The sequence below is a fragment of the Corallococcus sp. CA047B genome, assembly GCF_003612065.1.
In the GTDB taxonomy this organism is placed as follows: domain Bacteria; phylum Myxococcota; class Myxococcia; order Myxococcales; family Myxococcaceae; genus Corallococcus; species Corallococcus praedator.
Map to the genome: position 1 here is coordinate 1 of NZ_RAWD01000064.1, position 15,705 is coordinate 15,705.

At 69.7% G+C, this 15,705-nt stretch carries 15 protein-coding genes; 6 read left to right on the plus strand and 9 right to left on the minus strand.

Features of this window, described 5'->3' with window-relative positions:
• Position 1: 1 nt before the first annotated feature.
• From D7X74_RS13075 to D7X74_RS13100, 6 genes are all read left to right on the plus strand, one after another.
• Entirely contained in the window at positions 2 to 883 is an 882-nt protein-coding gene (locus tag D7X74_RS13075) for an alpha/beta fold hydrolase (RefSeq protein ID WP_120533276.1), read from the plus strand.
• A 107-nt stretch (positions 884 to 990) separates the two neighbouring features.
• Positions 991 to 2,148 carry a hypothetical protein gene (locus D7X74_RS13080; protein WP_147446557.1) on the plus strand — a complete coding sequence of 386 codons (1,158 nt, stop codon included), beginning with the start codon at positions 991 to 993 and terminating at the stop codon, positions 2,146 to 2,148.
• 50 nt (positions 2,149 to 2,198) lie between these two features.
• Positions 2,199 to 3,371: a hypothetical protein gene (locus tag D7X74_RS13085; RefSeq protein WP_147446558.1), complete on the plus strand. Its 1,173-nt coding sequence runs from the start codon at positions 2,199 to 2,201 to the stop codon at positions 3,369 to 3,371.
• Between the two features lie 72 nt (positions 3,372 to 3,443).
• Entirely contained in the window at positions 3,444 to 4,454 is a 1,011-nt protein-coding gene (locus tag D7X74_RS13090) for a DUF2157 domain-containing protein (protein ID WP_120533279.1), read from the plus strand.
• A gap of 2 nt (positions 4,455 to 4,456) precedes the next feature.
• On the plus strand, positions 4,457 to 5,560 hold the full coding sequence (locus D7X74_RS13095; protein ID WP_120533280.1) for a DUF4401 domain-containing protein: 1,104 nt from the start codon (positions 4,457 to 4,459) through the stop codon (positions 5,558 to 5,560).
• Positions 5,557 to 6,054, plus strand: a complete 498-nt coding sequence (locus D7X74_RS13100; RefSeq protein WP_120533281.1) for a GDYXXLXY domain-containing protein — start codon at positions 5,557 to 5,559, stop codon at positions 6,052 to 6,054. Before D7X74_RS13095 ends, D7X74_RS13100 begins: the two co-directional genes overlap by 4 nt.
• A gap of 46 nt (positions 6,055 to 6,100) precedes the next feature.
• Here the strand turns inward: D7X74_RS13100 and D7X74_RS13105 are convergent, their stop codons facing one another.
• The 9 genes from D7X74_RS13105 to D7X74_RS13145 all read right to left on the minus strand — a co-directional run bounded on the left by D7X74_RS13105 (position 6,101) and on the right by D7X74_RS13145 (position 15,599).
• Positions 6,101 to 7,822, minus strand: coding sequence for a sigma-54 dependent transcriptional regulator (locus tag D7X74_RS13105; protein WP_120533282.1), 1,722 nt, complete (start codon positions 7,820 to 7,822; stop codon positions 6,101 to 6,103).
• 349 nt (positions 7,823 to 8,171) lie between these two features.
• Entirely contained in the window at positions 8,172 to 8,843 is a 672-nt protein-coding gene (locus D7X74_RS13110; RefSeq protein WP_120533283.1) for a trimeric intracellular cation channel family protein, read from the minus strand.
• A 101-nt stretch (positions 8,844 to 8,944) separates the two neighbouring features.
• A complete protein-coding gene (locus D7X74_RS13115) occupies positions 8,945 to 9,742 on the minus strand; it encodes a bifunctional 2-polyprenyl-6-hydroxyphenol methylase/3-demethylubiquinol 3-O-methyltransferase UbiG (protein WP_120533284.1) in 798 nt (265 codons plus the stop codon).
• A gap of 6 nt (positions 9,743 to 9,748) precedes the next feature.
• The gene (locus tag D7X74_RS13120; RefSeq protein WP_120533285.1) at positions 9,749 to 10,507 is read right to left on the minus strand and encodes a ZIP family metal transporter; all 759 of its coding nucleotides are present in this window, start codon (positions 10,505 to 10,507) and stop codon (positions 9,749 to 9,751) included.
• Positions 10,508 to 10,539: 32 nt separating this feature from the next.
• Positions 10,540 to 11,820 carry a COG3014 family protein gene (locus D7X74_RS13125; protein ID WP_199741817.1) on the minus strand — a complete coding sequence of 427 codons (1,281 nt, stop codon included), beginning with the start codon at positions 11,818 to 11,820 and terminating at the stop codon, positions 10,540 to 10,542.
• A gap of 8 nt (positions 11,821 to 11,828) precedes the next feature.
• Positions 11,829 to 12,440 (minus strand): penicillin-binding protein activator LpoB, encoded by a 612-nt coding sequence (gene lpoB, locus D7X74_RS13130; RefSeq protein WP_120533286.1) that lies wholly within the window; start codon positions 12,438 to 12,440, stop codon positions 11,829 to 11,831.
• Between the two features lie 14 nt (positions 12,441 to 12,454).
• Entirely contained in the window at positions 12,455 to 13,270 is an 816-nt protein-coding gene (locus D7X74_RS13135; RefSeq protein ID WP_120533287.1) for a hypothetical protein, read from the minus strand.
• A 5-nt stretch (positions 13,271 to 13,275) separates the two neighbouring features.
• Positions 13,276 to 13,842, minus strand: coding sequence for a hypothetical protein (locus tag D7X74_RS13140; RefSeq protein WP_120533288.1), 567 nt, complete (start codon positions 13,840 to 13,842; stop codon positions 13,276 to 13,278).
• Positions 13,843 to 13,961: 119 nt separating this feature from the next.
• Positions 13,962 to 15,599, minus strand: a complete 1,638-nt coding sequence (locus D7X74_RS13145; protein ID WP_120533300.1) for a mechanosensitive ion channel family protein — start codon at positions 15,597 to 15,599, stop codon at positions 13,962 to 13,964.
• Between the last annotated feature and the right edge of the window lie 106 nt (positions 15,600 to 15,705).

The following is a 15,705-nucleotide window of genomic DNA, read 5'->3' on the forward strand; positions in this document are numbered from 1 at the left end:
CGTGGAAACAGCCCTCCTGGCCCAGTTGGCCCCCGCCGTGGTGCCCCAGGTCCACTGGCTGCCCGGGGGTGGCGCGGTGCGGATCCTGGAGGGGGGCCCCCCGGCGGACGCCCCGGAGGCGCCTCGTTCGACGGTGGTGTGGCTGCACGGGCGGAGCCAGTCCGCGACGCACTGGTTCCCCTACCTGACGGCCCTGGCCCGCCACCACCGCGTCCTCGCCCTGGACCTGCCCGGCTTCGGCCAGTCCACCGCCCCGGAGCTGCGCGTGCGTTCGGCGGAGGACGCGGTGCGGTTCTTCACCGACCCGGTGGAGGAGGCCCTGGGGATGCTGGAGTCGGGGCCGGTGGCGGTGGTCGGCCACTCGCTGGGCGGACTGGTGGCGCTGGAGCTGGCGCTGCGCGGGACGGTGAAGGTGGAGCGGCTGGCGCTGGTGGACGCGATGGGGCTGGGGCCGGAGATGACGCGCGCCTCGCGCCTCTTCTTCCGCGCGGGGCCGGAGCGGCTGGCCCGCAACCTGGGCCCGTGGGCGATGGCGCGGATGCTGCCACCGCCGCCGACGCCGCTGGGGGAACGGTTGGGAGCCCTGGGGTACGAGCTGCTGGAGGTGCGGGGCGGACGGCCGGAGGCGGCGCACGCCTTCAACGCGCTGGTGCCGCTGACGGGCCCGGTGTTCCACCGCCTGGAGCGGCTGGGTGAAGTGAAGCAGCCGGTGCTGCTCGTCTGGGGCGAGCGCGAGGAGACTCTGCCCGTCGCGCTGGCGGACGAGGCCGCGCGGAGGTTGCCCCAGGCCCGCGTGCTGCGCGTGGACTGTGGACACAGTCCGCACCTGGAACGACCCGAGCGCGTGCTTCCAGAGCTGAAGGCCTTCCTGGACAATGACTGACAGTCGCCCCCATGAGCATCGCCAGGGTTTACCCTCCGAAAGCCAGACATGGCATACTCGGACACAGGCGGCTCGGGCCGGGCGGGCCGCGTTGGGGAATCACGGGAATGCATACACACTTGGAGTTGAAGGCCCGCAGGGGTTGGGCGCTCGGCGTGCTGTTGGGTCTGGCGCTGACCCTGGGAGCTTGCGGCAAGGACGAAGTCGAGGACCCGGGACTACAGCCGGGGGCGCAGGGTGCGGTGGATTTCAAGGCACCCGAGTCCGTCCGCCTGAAACTCTCCGTCAAGGCCGGCCAGCGCTACCGCTTCGTCTGCGAACCCGCCACCCTGACAGGGTGTCTGCTTCAATTGCGAGATGCGCAGTCGATGGAGCCCGTGGGTGAGCCCCGGGGCACCGACATCCGGCTGAAGTGGTGGGTCTCTCTCTTCTGGACGGCGTCCGCGGACGGGCCGGTCGTGATGGAGCTCCAGTCAAACATCGGCGTATCGGAAGGCGAGGCAGGACAGTTCAAGTACCAGTTCACGGAGGCCACGGATGACGTGGGCGGCTCCGTGGACGAGGCCGTCAACCAGCCGGTCACGGAGACGGGAACATCGTTCGAGGGCTTCCTGGAGTTCCCCACGGATGTGGATGCCTGGCGCCTCTCCGTTCCCGCGGATCACATCTTGCGCGTCAGGTGCATGGCGACGGAGAGCGGCACCGACCCGGACACGGAGATCATCCGTCCGGATGGGACGTCCCTGGGCACGTATAACTACAACGACTATACCATCAACGACGGCCTCCCCTTCATGGGCATCAAGAACGTCGGCGGTGGGGACCTCATCCTGCTCGTCCGGCCCGCTGGGCCCTGGTTCTACGCCCCCCGATACGCGTGTCGGGTCAGCGATGCGGGCCTGGATGACCATGGGGACGTCGCGGAGCAGGCAACCGTCGTGACAGTGCCCGAGCGGGTGGACGTCACCTTCGGCTCCAGGAATGACGTCGACGTGTTGGCCGCGGACCTGATCGCGGGCCATGTGTATCTCTTCAAGGACGCCACCTTCATCAGCGTCGACATCCCCATCTATTGTGGCACCACGGTGACGGATGCCCAGGGCGTGCAGCAGGGCCCGAAGCTGGCCACCAACGGCGAAGGGGCCCGGTTCACGGCCCCCACGAGCGGCCGGTATTTCCTCGCGCTCGAGCGCACCTTGGGCAAACACTCGAATTGGATCTATCCCGTGAGCCACCAATACGAAATCACCGACGTCACGCCGTAGCGATTGTCTGCCCGTGGGGGCCGGCCGGGCTGCGTTGGGGAGACACGGAAATGCATACACGCTTGGAATTGAAGTCCCGTAGGGGTTGGGCGCTCGGGGTGTTGTTGGGCGTGGCGCTGACGCTGGGGGCTTGCGGCAAGGACAAGGATGAAGTCGAGGAACCGGCGTTGCAGCCGGGGGCCCAGGGAGAGGTGGAGTTCACGGAGACCGGGCCCGTCCGTTTGAAACTCTCCGTCAAGGCCGGTCAGCTCTACCGCTTCGTCTGCGACGTCGTCCCCATCCCCGGCGTCACACGATGGGGGTGCGTGACTCAACTGCGGGATGCGACGTCGCTGGAGCCCCTGGGGGAGCCCCGGTCCTCCGGCATCACCCCGTCGAGGAAGGGGCGGATCACCGTCTTCTGGACGGCGTCCGCGGACGGACCGGTCGTGATGGAACTCCAGTCACCCGTGCCCGAAGACACAGGCGCGTTCCACTATCTCTTCACGGAGGCCGTGGATGACGCGGGCGGCTCCGCGGACGAGGCCGTCAGCCGGTCGGTCACGGAGCCGACATTCCAGGGCTTCACGGAGTCCTCCGCGGATGTGGATGCCTGGAGGTTCTCCGTTCCCACGGATCGCATCTTGAAAGCCAACTGCTGGGCGCTGGAGGACGGCAGGGATCCGGACATGGAGATCATTCGTCCGGATGGGACATCGCTCGGCACTCACAACTTTTTCGACTACATCTTCTGGACTGGCATTCCCTACCTCGCCGTCAAGAATGTCGGTGGGGGGGACCTCGTCCTGCTCGTCCGGGGCTACCAGAAGGTTCCCTCGCTCTACTCCCCCCGGTATGAGTGCCAGGTCGTTGATGCGGGTCCGGATGACCATGGGGACGTCGCGGCACAGGCCACCGTCGTGACGGTGCCCGCGCGGGTAGACGTCACCTTCGGCTCCAGGAATGACGTCGACGTGTTGGCTGCGGACCTGCTTGCAGGCCACGTGTATCTCTTGAAGGACGTTACCGGCTCCGGCATCCCCGTCTATTGTGGCACCACGGTGACGGATGCCCAGGGCGTGCAGCAGGGCTCGAAGCTGGCCACCTATGGAGAAGGGGCACGGTTCACGGCCACCACGAGCGGCCGGTATTCCTTCGCGCTCGAGCGTTCCTTCAGCAATGGCCCCAACGGGTGGATCTATCCACCGAGCCACCGCTACGAAATCACCGACGTCACGCCGTAGCACCGACTCTGTCTGGAGGGGCCGGGCACCATCCGCCCGGCCCATCCGTCAAACAGGCTACAGTCCCCCGCCGTGACGAAAGACTTCCTCGACCTGGAGGCGACGCCGGAGCGCTTGCACGCGCTGGCGGACGCCCGAATCCTGAGCCCCGACGCGTACGGGCGCGCGCTGAACCTGGCCGTCGCCTCGCCGTCGCGCTCCGCGTGGCACGCGTTCGTGGCCATGACCCTGATGGCCCTGGGCTCGCTGCTGGTGCTGGCGGGCGTGGTGTACTTCTTCGCCTACAACTGGGCGGAGCTGGGACGCTTCGCCAAGCTGGGCCTCATCGCCCTGGCCATCACCGGGACGGCGGTGGGTGCGTGGCGGCTGGGGGACCGGCCCGCGGGCCAGTTCGCGCTGCTCGCGTCCGCGGTGCTCGTGGGCCCGCTGCTCGCCGTGTACGGGCAGACGTACCAGACGGGCGCGGATCCGTATGAGCTGTTCATCGGCTGGGGCGCGCTCATCCTGCCGTGGGTGGCGCTGGCGCGCTTCACGCCGCTGTGGCTGCTCCAGCTCGTGCTCGTCAACACCGGCGTCATCCTCTTCTGGGGCCAGCGCATGGACGGCCTGGGTTCGCGCGAGGGCCTGCTGGCGCTGCTGCTCGGCGCGCTCAACGGCTTCGCCTGGGCCACGTACGAGCACTTCGCCAACCTCAAGGTCCCCTGGCTCCAGGGGCGGTGGCTGCCGCGCGTGCTGTCCCTCATGACGGTGACGCCGCTGCTCGGCATGGCGCTGCTGTTCATCCTCAGCGACTCCGACCGCTCCATCGAATCCGGCCTGTCGCTGCTGCTGCTGCTCGCCGCGCTGGGCGGCATCTACGCGCTGCACCGTCACCTGCATGGCGAGCTGTTCCTGCTCACGGTGGGCGCGCTGTGCGCGATGACGCTCGTCACCACGTCGGTGGGCTACTTCCTCATCAAGGCCAGCATGCCGGAGGAGATCGTCCTGCTGGTGATGACCCCGCTGGTCATCGGTGAGATGGCGCTGTCGGTGACCTGGCTGCGCCACGAGTCCCACGCCACCGGCGTCACGGAGGAGACCTGACCATGGCCCTGCGACCCTCGATGCGGGAAGTCCTGCGAGGACTGGTGGCCGAAGGCCAGGTGGACGCGGAGGTGGAGGCACGCGCCCGCACGGCGCTGGAGGTCCGGCAACGGACGATGAATGCCTCGCCCTGGTTCGTGAAGGCGCTGTCCGGCCTGGGTGCGTGGATGTCCGCCGGCTTCCTGATGAGCTTCTTCGCCTGCGTCGGCCTGTGGGACGAGGAAGGCGTCTTGCTCGTGTTGGGCGTGGTGCTGTGCGGAGCGTCCGTCTACCTGCGGCGAGAGCTGGAGGGGCCCTTCATGGAGCAGCTCGGGCTGTCCACGTGTCTGGCGGGCGCGGGCTCCATCCTGTTCGCCGTGGCGGAGTGGGCGAACAACGACGTCACCGTCGCGCTCACGGCGGTGGGCCTGGGCGCCCTGATGCTCGCGTACTTCCCCGACGTCGTCCTCTACTTCCTGGCCACCCTGGGCATCTGCCTGTCCCTGGGCTTCCTGGCGGAGAAGGCGCTGAGCGGCATGGGCGTGGACCTGTGCGTGGTGCTGGGCTCGGCGGCCCTCTGCGGCCTGCTCATCTTCGAGCCCCGGCTGCGCAAGGGGGCGCTGGGTGACCGCGTGGGCCCCATGGCCTTCGCGCTCGCGTGCGCGGTGCCCGGCTGGCTGCTGTTCCGCAACCTCGTCGGCATGCAGGACGGCTTCCACTACCTGTTCCGGGGTGACTTCCTGCCGCCCGTGGCGCTGACCGTGCCGCTGGCGCTCATCGCGCTGTGGACGGGGTGGCAGGTGCTGCGCGAGCAGGGCCTGGACAAGGACCGGGGCGTCTGGCTTCCGGCCGTCCTCGCGCTGGTGCTGCTCACGGGGATGACGCTGAGCACGCCGGGCCTGCTCGTCGCGGGCCTGATGCTGACGCTCGGCTTCCACCGCCGCAGCCGCGTGATGCTGGGGCTGGCGGTGGCGTTCCTGCTGACGTTCGGCTCGTTCTACTACTACGACCTGCGGCTCACCCTGCTCGCCAAGGCGCTCGCGCTGGTGGGCAGCGGGCTGGTGCTGCTGGGCGTGCGGCAGTTCTTCCAGCGGCGGGCTCCCGCCGTGCTCGCGGAGGCTCGATGAAACGCGGCGTCGTCATCTTCGGAGGGCTCGCGCTGGTGCTCGTCGCCACGGCCGTCCTCGTCGTGCAGAAGGAGACCGTGCTGGCCCGGGGCCGGCCGGTGTTGCTGCGGCTGGCGCCGGTGGATCCGCGCTCGCTCATCCAGGGCGATTACATGGTGCTCGACTACGCCATCAGCCAGACATGGCGCGAGGGCAACGAGCGGCCCCAGGAGGATGGCAACGTGGTGCTGCGCCTGGACGAGCACGGCGTGGGCCAGTTCGTGCGCTACGAAACGCCGGGCACCACGCTCGCGCCGGACGAGCTGCGCCTGCGCTTCCGCCTCCGGAACTCGCGCATGCGCCTGGGCGCGGAGGCCTTCTTCTTCCAGGAGGGCCACGCGGACCGCTATGCCAATGCACGCTACGGCGAGCTGCGCGTGACGGACAACGGCACCAGCGTGCTCGTGGGCCTGCGCGACGAGAACTACCAGCCGCTGGGCAAGGCCGTGCAGTGAGTCACCCGCGCTGCGCCCCGGTGCGTCCGGGGCGCGGCGGCCCGCCTCACGCGGCCTCTTCGCCTTCGAGCAGGTCGGAGAACGGCGAGCCGTCCTCGCCCAGCGCCTTGTAGAGCGCGTCCACCTTCTCCAATTCGCGCTTGAGCGCCTTGTGGTGGTTGCGGTTCTTCACCAGGCTCTCGCGGCCCAGCAGGCGGAAGGCCTCGTCGCGGCCCACCTGCCGGATGGCCAGCCCCAGCACCAGTCCCCGGAAGCCGTCCGCGAGGTCCAGGTCCAGCGGCCCGCCCCGGCGGCGTGCCTCGCCCACGAACGCCTGCGCGGCGGCGCGCAGGGCCTCCGGCAGCGGACGTCCGCCCGGTGCCTGCTCGTAGTCCAGCGCCCGCGCCACGTGCTTCTCCTGCAACACGAGGTCGCCCGCGGCCGCGGCGTGCTCCACCATCGCCAGCGTGTAGGCGCGCCGCACGATGTTGTCGAGCTGCCGCAGGTTGCCCGGCCAGGAGCTTGTCACCAGCAGGTGCTCCGCCTCCGGCGCCAGTCGCGCGGAGCCGTCCGGCAGCCGCTCGCGGTGGCGGCGGTTCACCATGTACCGCGCCCAGAGGGGAATCTCGTCGTTGCGGTCCTGCAGGGGCGGCATGCGCACCGGCAGCACGTTCACGCGGTAGTACAGGTCCTCGCGGAAGCGGCCGGCCCGCACCTGCGCGTGCAGGTCCGCGTTGGTGCCGATGATGAAGCGCACGTCCGCGAGCTTCTCGCCAGTGCCCTCGCCCAGCGGCCGGTAGCTGCGCGACTCCAAGAGGTGCAGCAGGCCCGCCTGCGCCTTCAGCGACAGCTTGTCGATTTCGTCGATGAACAGCGTGCCGCCATCCGAGCGCGCCACCACGCCCGGCGCGTCGCGCGTCGCGCCGGTGAAGGCGCCCTTCTTCCAGCCGAAGAGCTCCGCCATCTGGAGGTCCTCCGGCACCGTCACCAGGTCCAGCGTCTCGAAGGGCTTGCCCCGGCGGTTGGAGCGCTCATGGCACCAGCGCGCCAGCCGCGACTTGCCCGCGCCCGTGGCGCCGCTGACGAGGATGGTCTCATCCTGCAGCGCGAACACCTTGAGGATGGGCAGAAGCTCCGCCATGGAGCGGCCCACCACGGGGAGGAATTCGTCCACCTCCGGCGTGGCCACCGGCCGCTGCGGCAGCGCGGTGAGGTACGGCGCCGCGACGTCCGTGAAGAGCTGGAGCACGTCCCCGGCGTCGCGCCAGACGAACTCCTGGCCCATCGCGGCCAGACACTCGGCCTCCAGCGAAATCATGCCCTCCATGCCCGCGGGCGTGCGCAGGGGCAGCACGCACACGTGCGTCGCATGACGGCCCAGGAAGCGCTGCTTGCTTTCGTTGCTGTGGAAGCCCGCGAGCCCCGGGTCTCCCGTCACGGGCGCGTCCGGCGCGTGCGGCTGCACCGTGCCGATGTTCACGTCGATGGACACCGCGCAGCGGTGCTCCACCACCGCGCGCCACGCCGTGGCGGAGGTGAAGAAGGGCGTCCCGACACCCGCGTCCGTCGTCTCCTTCGCGCCCACGTCCAGCGCCGCCAGACGGCGGTACGCTTCTCCGGGACGCAGGTGGACGATGCCGCGCAGGACCCGGGCCCGACCCGCGTAGCGGCTGGACGCCACCGCGGCCTCCGCCGAGGCCAGCATCCGGCGCAGCGTCGCCGCCGCAGCAGACTCGAAGTCCCTGGAATCCCTGAGCGCAGCCATGAGCTGCGCCAACTCGTCTCGCATCCCCTTCGCCTCCGTGAGGATGCCGCGCCACCGCAGACCGCGGCGAAGCCGTCCCGAAAACAGACGCGGACTCTATCGGAGATGAAGCATGGAGAGCGCGGAAGGAGCGGCCCCTCCTTCCGCGCTCCGGGTGCTTTCGGATGCGGTACACACCGTTGCCAGCGTGTGCCAGGACGCTAATGCGGATGTCATGCCAACGCTGTGTCCACCGTGATTCCAAGAGGTTCCGCGCAGCCCTCTGCCCTGGATGCGTCCAGACAGAACGCGGACGCGTCCAAACAGAACGCAGACGCGTCAGCTCCCGTCCCTGACGCGTCGCTTGTTTGCTCTACAAACGAAGAAGCGGGGTTCATCCCGCGCCCAGGGTGGCGAGGTGCGGCAGGTTCCAGCCGCGCCAGACGCTGATGACGCGCAGGGCGAAGCAGGCCGCGCCGCCGACGAAGGCCATGGTCCGGGAGGCTCCCCCCAGACGCTGTCCCACCACCATGACGAGCGCCCCGGCCAGCGCCGCCACGGCGTAGATGTCCGCGCGCAGCACGGTGGGGACGTGGGCCAGGAAGAGGTCGCGCACGGTGCCGCCGCCCGCGCCGGTGATGGCGGCCATGAGGATGGCCATGAGCGGGCGCAGGCCGAAGTCCAGCGCCTTGCGCGCCCCGGAGATGGCGAACAGGGACAGGCCCGCGGCGTCCAGCGTGACGAGGAGCGCGGCGGGGACGGACGTCACGAAGCGGTGGAGCAAGAGCACCGTCGCGCCGCCCGCGAAGGCGACCAGGGCATAGCGCTGGTCGCGGATGGCATTGGGCGGGATGGCGCCGATGAGCAGGTCGCGCAGGATGCCGCCGCCCAGCGCCGTGGTGAACGACAGGACCAGGATTCCCAGCGGATCCAACCCACCCGCGATGGCGGCGATGGCGCCCTCCACCGCGAAGACGAAGGTGCCGGCGAAGTCGAAGCCCAGGAGCAGCCGCACCTCGCGGCCATCCGCGCGCGCCACCGTCTCCCGCACCGGCGAGGCTTCCATCCCGGGGACGCTAGCACCCGGGCTCCCGCGCCCCACGCCCTGCCCCCGCGCGTCCATCCACCGAAGGACACCGCACCCTGTCCGTCAGGGCGGTGCGCGTGTCAGGGAGTGGCGGAAGCGTCCGGCTGGAGGACGAAGACCCGGTCCAACCGGTTGCTGCCGCGTCCCACCGGCGCTTCCAGGTCGTAGTCGAAGGTGAACGTGGCGGCGACGCGCAGGCCCGCCTTGCGGAACAGGCGCTTCACCTGGGCCTCGTCGTACGTGCGGAAGTACCACGTCGTCTCAATGAGCCAGTCCTTGTCAGGGCCGGTGACGCGCAGCCGGTTGCGCATGGGCGAGCGGCGCAGGCGCTTCTCCGGAAGGCCCTCGTGCGTGTTGCACACGACCTTGTCCGGGCCCACCTGCCCCACCCAGCGCTCATGCTCCGGGGCGGAGCGCGCGTAGTCGGTGAGGTGGAAGCCCAGCACGTAGATGCCGTCCGGCTTGAGCAGCCGCCGGGTGCCCACCAGGTGCTCCACGGTGGCCTTCTCGCTGTCCAGGTAGCGGAAGGTGGAGACCAGCGTGTGGGCCAGGTCCACGCGGCCTTCCAGCGCGGGGTCGAAGAAGTCCTCCATGCGCGCCCGCGACAGCTTCACGCGGCGGCGCTCAGCGGGGGTGAGGCGCTTGCGCGCGTGCGCGAGCATGGCCTCCGACAAGTCATAGCCCGCGACGCGCAGGCCCCGGCGCGCGGCCTCCTCCACCAGCCGGCCCGCGCCACACGCGGGCTCCAGCCACTGCTTGCCACCGGTGCCGTAGCGCTGGCTCAGCGCCTGGAGGAAGTCCGCCTCGCGCACGGTGTCCGTGCCGAAGATGGCCTCGTAGTACTCCGGATGGTCGTACCACTCCTTGCGTCGTTCCATGGTGCGTCAGTGCTCCGTGTGCCCGAAGAGGCGCGCCAGCACGAACATCACCAGCAACCCGGCTGCCAGTGCCACCAGGTTGCGTCCGGGCTTGTCCCGCCCGTGCTTGTTCACGTGCGGCAGCAGGTCCGACACGGCGATGTAGAGGAAGGTGCCCGCGGAGAAGGCCAGCGCCTTGGGCGCCAGCGATTCGAAGCGCAGGACGGCGTCGAAGCCGAAGTAGAGCAGCGCCCCCACCGGCACCATGGCGCCATACAGCGCCGTGTACGCGAGGATGGTGCGGCGCTTCTTGCCCTCCGCCTGGAGGATGGACGCCAGCGACAGGGACGAGGGAATCTTGTGCGCGGTGATGGCCAGCAGCGCCATGGCGCCCACGCCCTCCTTCACGGAGGAGCCCAGCGCGATGCCGTCGAAGAGCGTGTGCGTGGACAGGCCCAGGAACGCGCTCAGGCCCAGCGCGTGGCCGTGCACGTGCTCGGCGCAGTCCGGCGGCTCTTCACAGGTGTGGGCGACGAGGTAGCGCTCCAGCACCAGCACGAAGAGGAAGCCCAGCGGGACGAGCGCGAAGGCCCACCACCCGCCGCCCTCGTACGCCTCCGGGAGCATGTGGAAGAAGGCCGCGCCGAACATCACCCCCGCCGCGAAGGCGAGGAAGGTCACCAGCCGCGTGGAGCGCTCGTTGAAGACGACCACCGCCGCGCCGGCCAGCGCGCTCACCACGACGATGCAGGAATAGAGAAGGACTTCGGCCACGACCGACGACATGGGGCGCGCACCCTAACCCCAAATCGCGGCGTTCAATAGCTTCGCACCACCAGCACCGACACCCGGCCCGGCTTCACCTCCACGAAGTGGGTCGTCGGACGGCCCGGCGCATCCACCTGGACGGTGTGTTTTCCCGGAGGAAGCCGGAAGCGCGCCACCTGGAACTCCGCTGGCAGTGACAGCCAGGAGCGCAGGTCGGGCTGGTTGCCGGCGTTGAGCAGCAGGAAGGTGAGCACGCCCAGCTCCTTGCTCTTCGCCAGCGCGCCCACGCCCGCGGCCACGCCCGCCTTGGCCACGGCCCCCGCGAGCTGCTTCGCCAGCATGCGGCCGATGCGGTCGTTCAGGTGCACCTGGGCCACCCGCGCCAGCGACGTCACCGTCACCGCCCGCTCCGACTGGCCCTCCACCGCCACGCGCACCGGCGGTGTGCCTCCCCGGTCGCGGTACACGGGCACGGAGATGAGCTCCCCGGAGTCGTTGTAGTCGCGCGACGTGGACATCTTCTCCGGCGACAGGCCTGCCTCCACCACCACCACGAGCTGCCCGTCCCCCGGCGCCAGCGCATTGTGCGCCACGTCCGGGAACTTCTGGGACAGCATGGCGTAGGCGTCATCGCGGCCCGTCTTCTTCGCCAGCCGCAGCAGGGGCTCCACCAGCCCGTCCAGCCGGGGCTCCAGTTCGTACGCCTTCATGTAGTCGATGAAGGCCGAGTCCCATTCCCGCTGGTCCTCGTACAGCACGCCGCCCAGGTAGCGGGCGATGGCGAGCTGTTCGTACGGCTTCTTCTCGTCGGTGATCATCTTCTCGATGCGCTCGTTGACGCGGCGGACCTCCACGAGCGCGTCCTCGTCCCGGCCCAGCTGCGCGTAGTTGAGCGCCTGGAGGACGGAGATCATCAGCTTCTCGAAGTCCTCTCCCCGGTAGGCACGCCGGCGCTCGTTGCTGAGCAGCACCCCGGCCTCCTCGCTCACGGAGGTGATGTCCAGCTCCCCCACGAGCCGGTCCGCCTCCGCCAGGACCTTCGTGCTCACCTCCCACTGCCCGGCCGCGTGCAGGACCATGCCCTTGTCGAGCAGCAGCAGGAGCTGGTCGCGCTGGGGGGCGTTCTTCTGCTCGCCGTCCAGCTCCTGGAGGGCGCGTGGATAGTCGGAGGACTGGTACGCCGCGCGCGCGGACGCGGTGCGCGCCACGTAGTCGCTGGCGCAGCCGCTCAGCAGGCCCAGGGCGGTGATGAACAGCAGGCCCCAGCGCACTCCCGTCAAACGGACGGAAGCGCGTGGGGCCCGCGAGGCGATGTCGGACGGGTTGGACACGGAGGCGACTACCAGCTCACGCCCTGCTTCTCGAACTTCTTGCGGATCTGCTTCTCATCCGTCCAGGCGATGGTGCCCGAGCGCACGTCGTTCAGCTTCGCCGTCATCTTGTAATAGACGAGCTTGTCGCGGCCGACCTCCTGGATGATGGAGGCGAGGTCGCCCGTCATCAGGAAGTCCACCGACGCCTGCTGGCCCGGGGCCTTGGCGGCGTCAGGGCTCACGTAGCCGGACTGCTGGTACTCGTACTCCTCCGCGATGTCCTGGCGGGCCTGCTGGTCCACCAGCGCGAAGCGGCCCGTCTGCGCGAGCGCCGTCTGGATCTTGTCCCCCAGCGAGCGCATGTCGATGTGCTCACTGGTGCTGTTGCGCAGCTTGCCCACGAGGACGATGGGCAGGGGCGAGCCCTGGGGCGGAGGCTGGGCGAAGCGCGGCGAGGTGGCCAGCGACTCGGCCATCTTCTTGGCGATGAGCTGCAGGTCGTTCTCGTTGAAACGGTCCCCCAGCATCTCGATGGTGTTGGGGTCCTCGTAGGTGCCACGCGTGAAGGCGCGCGGACCACCGCAGCCGACGAGCGACACGGCGACGAGGGCGGACAGCAACAGGCGGCGGGTGTTCATGGTCGGGTTGACTCCTAGTTCCATTCGCATTCGAAGCGGCTGCCTTCGAAGTTCCACTTGTAGGCAAGCACCGCGTCGCGGCGGTAACCGGCCGTGAGCCGGCAGAGGCTCTGCAGCGAGCTGCGCGGATAGTCGAAGGAGTACGTCTGCGCCTTCGAGCGCTCCTGCGCGGTGAGCTGCGAGGGGTGCGTGAGCGTGGGGCTGGCGCTGGCGGCCACCAGCACGCGGTGCGCGCCGTAGGTCTTCAGCGGCACGCGGCCGGCCAGCTGGATGCGGCGCACCGTGCGGGCAATCACGATGTCGCTGCGGTCCACCATCGTCTCATGGGTGTTGCGGCGCTGGAGCAGCTCCGGGAGGTTCGCGGAGAACACGCGGGTGATGTCCCCGTCGTCCACGAAGAAGTACAGGAACGCCTCGCGCGCGGTGCGGCCCTCCCCGGTGAAGTCCAGCGTCACCAGCAGGTTCAGCTCGCGGTTGGGCGCGAGCCCCTGGCGCGACACCGCGGCGATGACCGTCTTGTCCACGCCCGCCTTCTTCAGGCGGATGAGGCCGTCCGCGCTCGCGTCACACGCGCAGCGGCGCTCTTCAATCATCTTCACGAGCTGCGCGGGTTCGAAGCCGGCCTGGGACAGCTTGGTCAGCTCGTCGTCGGTGAGGGGCAGCTGGTCCGACCGCTCGTAGATGCGCGGCAGCTGGTTCGGGTCCCAGTTGATGATGTTGTAGGTCTGCACGTCCCCGGTGGGGAACGGCAGGGCCACGGGAGGCGGGGCGACGCGGGGCGCCTGGGCGGCGGTCAGCGCGACGGCGGCGGCGAGCAGTTGGGCGATCATGGCGGTCAGAACCGGTATCCGATGTTCATGAACAACCGGTTCGTCACTCCTCCTCCCCCGATGGGGATGTCCGGCGAGTAGTGCAGGCCCATGAGCACGCGGTCGCGGCGGCCCAGGAGCATCTCCGCGCCAATCTGCGGCGACAGGGCGAAGCGCAGGCCCTCGCCCTCCGGGATGACGATGGCGCCCGCCTTGATGCCGGCGGTGAAGGACACCGGCCAGCCCCAGGTGCGGAAGGTGGGGCCCACGTTGCCGATGAACCGGCCGCCGTCGAAGACGTAGGCGCCGCTGGCGTCCAGGCGGTACCAGTCATCCCCCCAGAGGGAGACGGTGGCGCCCACGAACAGCGGCGGGCCGTCCGGCGCGCCCGCGGGGTTCTGCTGGGAGTTGATGGCCGCGCCCCAGTCGAACTGGAGCGACACGCCCCGGCGGTTGTCGCCGTAGCCGCCCTTGCCGTACTCCGACTCCTCGGGCCCGTCGGTGCGACCGTCACGCTCCTGGGCGCCCGCGGACAGCGGCGCGGCGACGGCCAGGAGCGCCAGGGCTCCGCACAACGTGACAGGACGCTTCATCTGTTGGACTCCCCAAGCGTGGGTGCGATTGCTCTTGCGCGATGGACGTCGCGCCGGCCGACATATTCAACGCGCGGCGAACATCCGTGCAAGCGCCTGTTCTTCCAGGCGCCCTCAAGTCAGGCCCGGGGCTCCGGGGCACCCGCGGTGGCCGACTCGCCATCCTTGGAGGCCGGGCCCTGGGCGGGACGGGATTCGCTGCGCACCGTGGGCAGCCACTGGGGCCGGGCGCGCAGGAAGAGGACCATCCGCTCCCGGACGAGGAAGCGCAGATCGCCCAGCTTGTCGGAGTTGGCCGCGCTCACCAGCGCCCGCACGGTGAGGGTCTTGTCCATCACGTCGAAGACGACCAGCGTCTTCACCCGGCCATCCCACAGGTTCTTGCCCTCGTTGGCCAGGATGCGGTCCAGTTCAGCGCGCAAGGCGTCGATGTCCGCCATGTAGTCCACCTGGAGGATGACGGTGCCCATCATCTCCGGGGAGCCCTTGCTCCAGTTCTGGAACGGCTTGTCCAGGAACTGGGTGATGGGAATCACCATCCGGCGTTGATCCCAGATGCGCAGCACCACGTAGGTGAGGGTGATCTCCTCCACGGTGCCGAACTCGTTCTCCACCAGCACCTGGTCGCCAATGCTCACCGGCTGGGTGATGGACAGCTGGATGCCGGCGAGCAGCGTGGAGATGGACTTCTGCGCGGCAAGACCGATGACAAGGCCCGCGATACCGGCGGAGGCGAGCAGCGACACGCCGACGTTGCGCACCACCTCGAACTGCATGAGGAGCAGCGCGGCGGCGATGACGTAGGTGGCCACCTCGAACACGGCGCGCAGCACGGCCAGCTGGGTGCGCAGCGAGCGCGCGCGAGGCTTGTTGCCCGCCTCGCTGGCGACGCGGCTCTGGACGAACGCCTCCGACACCCGCAGGAAGCGCAGGATGAACCACGCCACCGCGATGATGACGAGCGAGTAGCTCACCCGCTCGCTCAAGAGCCGCAGCTTCGGGGGCAGCAGCAGGAACGACGTGCCCAGCGCCAGCAGGCCGGAGAAGAACGGCAGCCGCAGGGGCCCCCGGCCCGCGCCGACCAGCTGGTCGTCCCAGCTGATGTTCGTCCAGCGCGCCACGCGCATCGCGGTGGCCAGCAGCAGCTTCTCCAAGAGGTACGAGAGGATCCACGCGCCCAGCAGCGTCACCACCAGGCCCAGCCACTGCCACGGCTCCAGGCCCACGAACGTGCGGTCGAAGAAGAAGGACGGCAGCGTCTCCGTGAGCAGCGGGCCGTATTCATCGAAGAGCGGGTCCACCATCTTCACGGTGGCCTCCGCGAACACCCAGGTGGGCGTGCCGTCCACCGTCACCCGCTGCAGGCGGATGGGCACGCTCTCACCCTTGAGCGCGATGGCGCCCAGCGAGTCGAAGCGCGCGTTGGCGGCGTCCGCCTCCGGCGTCTTGGACAGCGCCGACATGTCGATGGACAGCTCGCGGTCCAGGACGAACTTCAGCCGGCGCGCCAGCTGGGGCCCCTTCGTGGCCTGTTCGGAGGCCGGCAGGAAGTCCAGGTAGAGGTGGTGGGCGGCCCGGGGGTAGTCGCCGCGATGCACCGCGTCCAGGAACCCCTGCGCGGTCGCCCGGGGGGACTGCCGGTCGAGGTCCTGGGGGACCTGCCCCAGGCCGGGGTTGAGCGCCACGGCAGGCAGACCTACCAGGGCGGTCCAGAGGAGAAGGAGGGCCGTCAGGGTCCTGGGGGCGCGGTGCTTCATGGGCGCCTCCATACTCCTTTTCGGCCCGGTTGCCCGTGAAAGACGGACTTGCTCCCGGGCCGACCGGGCGGGCGGAAACACCCTCGGCGGAAGCCTGGAAGCCGGG

Bases quoted from the DNA above. Each gene is read 5' to 3' on its own strand.
- lpoB (WP_120533286.1), bottom strand. From the start codon at position 12,440: ATGAACACCCGCCGCCTGTTGCTGTCCGCCCTCGTCGCCGTGTCGCTC.
- D7X74_RS13115 (WP_120533284.1), bottom strand. From the start codon at position 9,742: ATGGAACGACGCAAGGAGTGGTACGACCATCCGGAGTACTACGAGGCC.
- D7X74_RS13095 (WP_120533280.1), top strand. From the start codon at position 4,457: ATGGCCCTGCGACCCTCGATGCGGGAAGTCCTGCGAGGACTGGTGGCC.
- D7X74_RS13135 (WP_120533287.1), bottom strand. From the start codon at position 13,270: ATGATCGCCCAACTGCTCGCCGCCGCCGTCGCGCTGACCGCCGCCCAG.
- D7X74_RS13110 (WP_120533283.1), bottom strand. From the start codon at position 8,843: ATGGAAGCCTCGCCGGTGCGGGAGACGGTGGCGCGCGCGGATGGCCGC.
- D7X74_RS13080 (WP_147446557.1), top strand. From the start codon at position 991: ATGCATACACACTTGGAGTTGAAGGCCCGCAGGGGTTGGGCGCTCGGC.
- D7X74_RS13140 (WP_120533288.1), bottom strand. From the start codon at position 13,842: ATGAAGCGTCCTGTCACGTTGTGCGGAGCCCTGGCGCTCCTGGCCGTC.
- D7X74_RS13100 (WP_120533281.1), top strand. From the start codon at position 5,557: ATGAAACGCGGCGTCGTCATCTTCGGAGGGCTCGCGCTGGTGCTCGTC.
- D7X74_RS13105 (WP_120533282.1), bottom strand. From the start codon at position 7,822: ATGCGAGACGAGTTGGCGCAGCTCATGGCTGCGCTCAGGGATTCCAGG.
- D7X74_RS13145 (WP_120533300.1), bottom strand. From the start codon at position 15,599: ATGAAGCACCGCGCCCCCAGGACCCTGACGGCCCTCCTTCTCCTCTGG.
- D7X74_RS13085 (WP_147446558.1), top strand. From the start codon at position 2,199: ATGCATACACGCTTGGAATTGAAGTCCCGTAGGGGTTGGGCGCTCGGG.
- D7X74_RS13120 (WP_120533285.1), bottom strand. From the start codon at position 10,507: ATGTCGTCGGTCGTGGCCGAAGTCCTTCTCTATTCCTGCATCGTCGTG.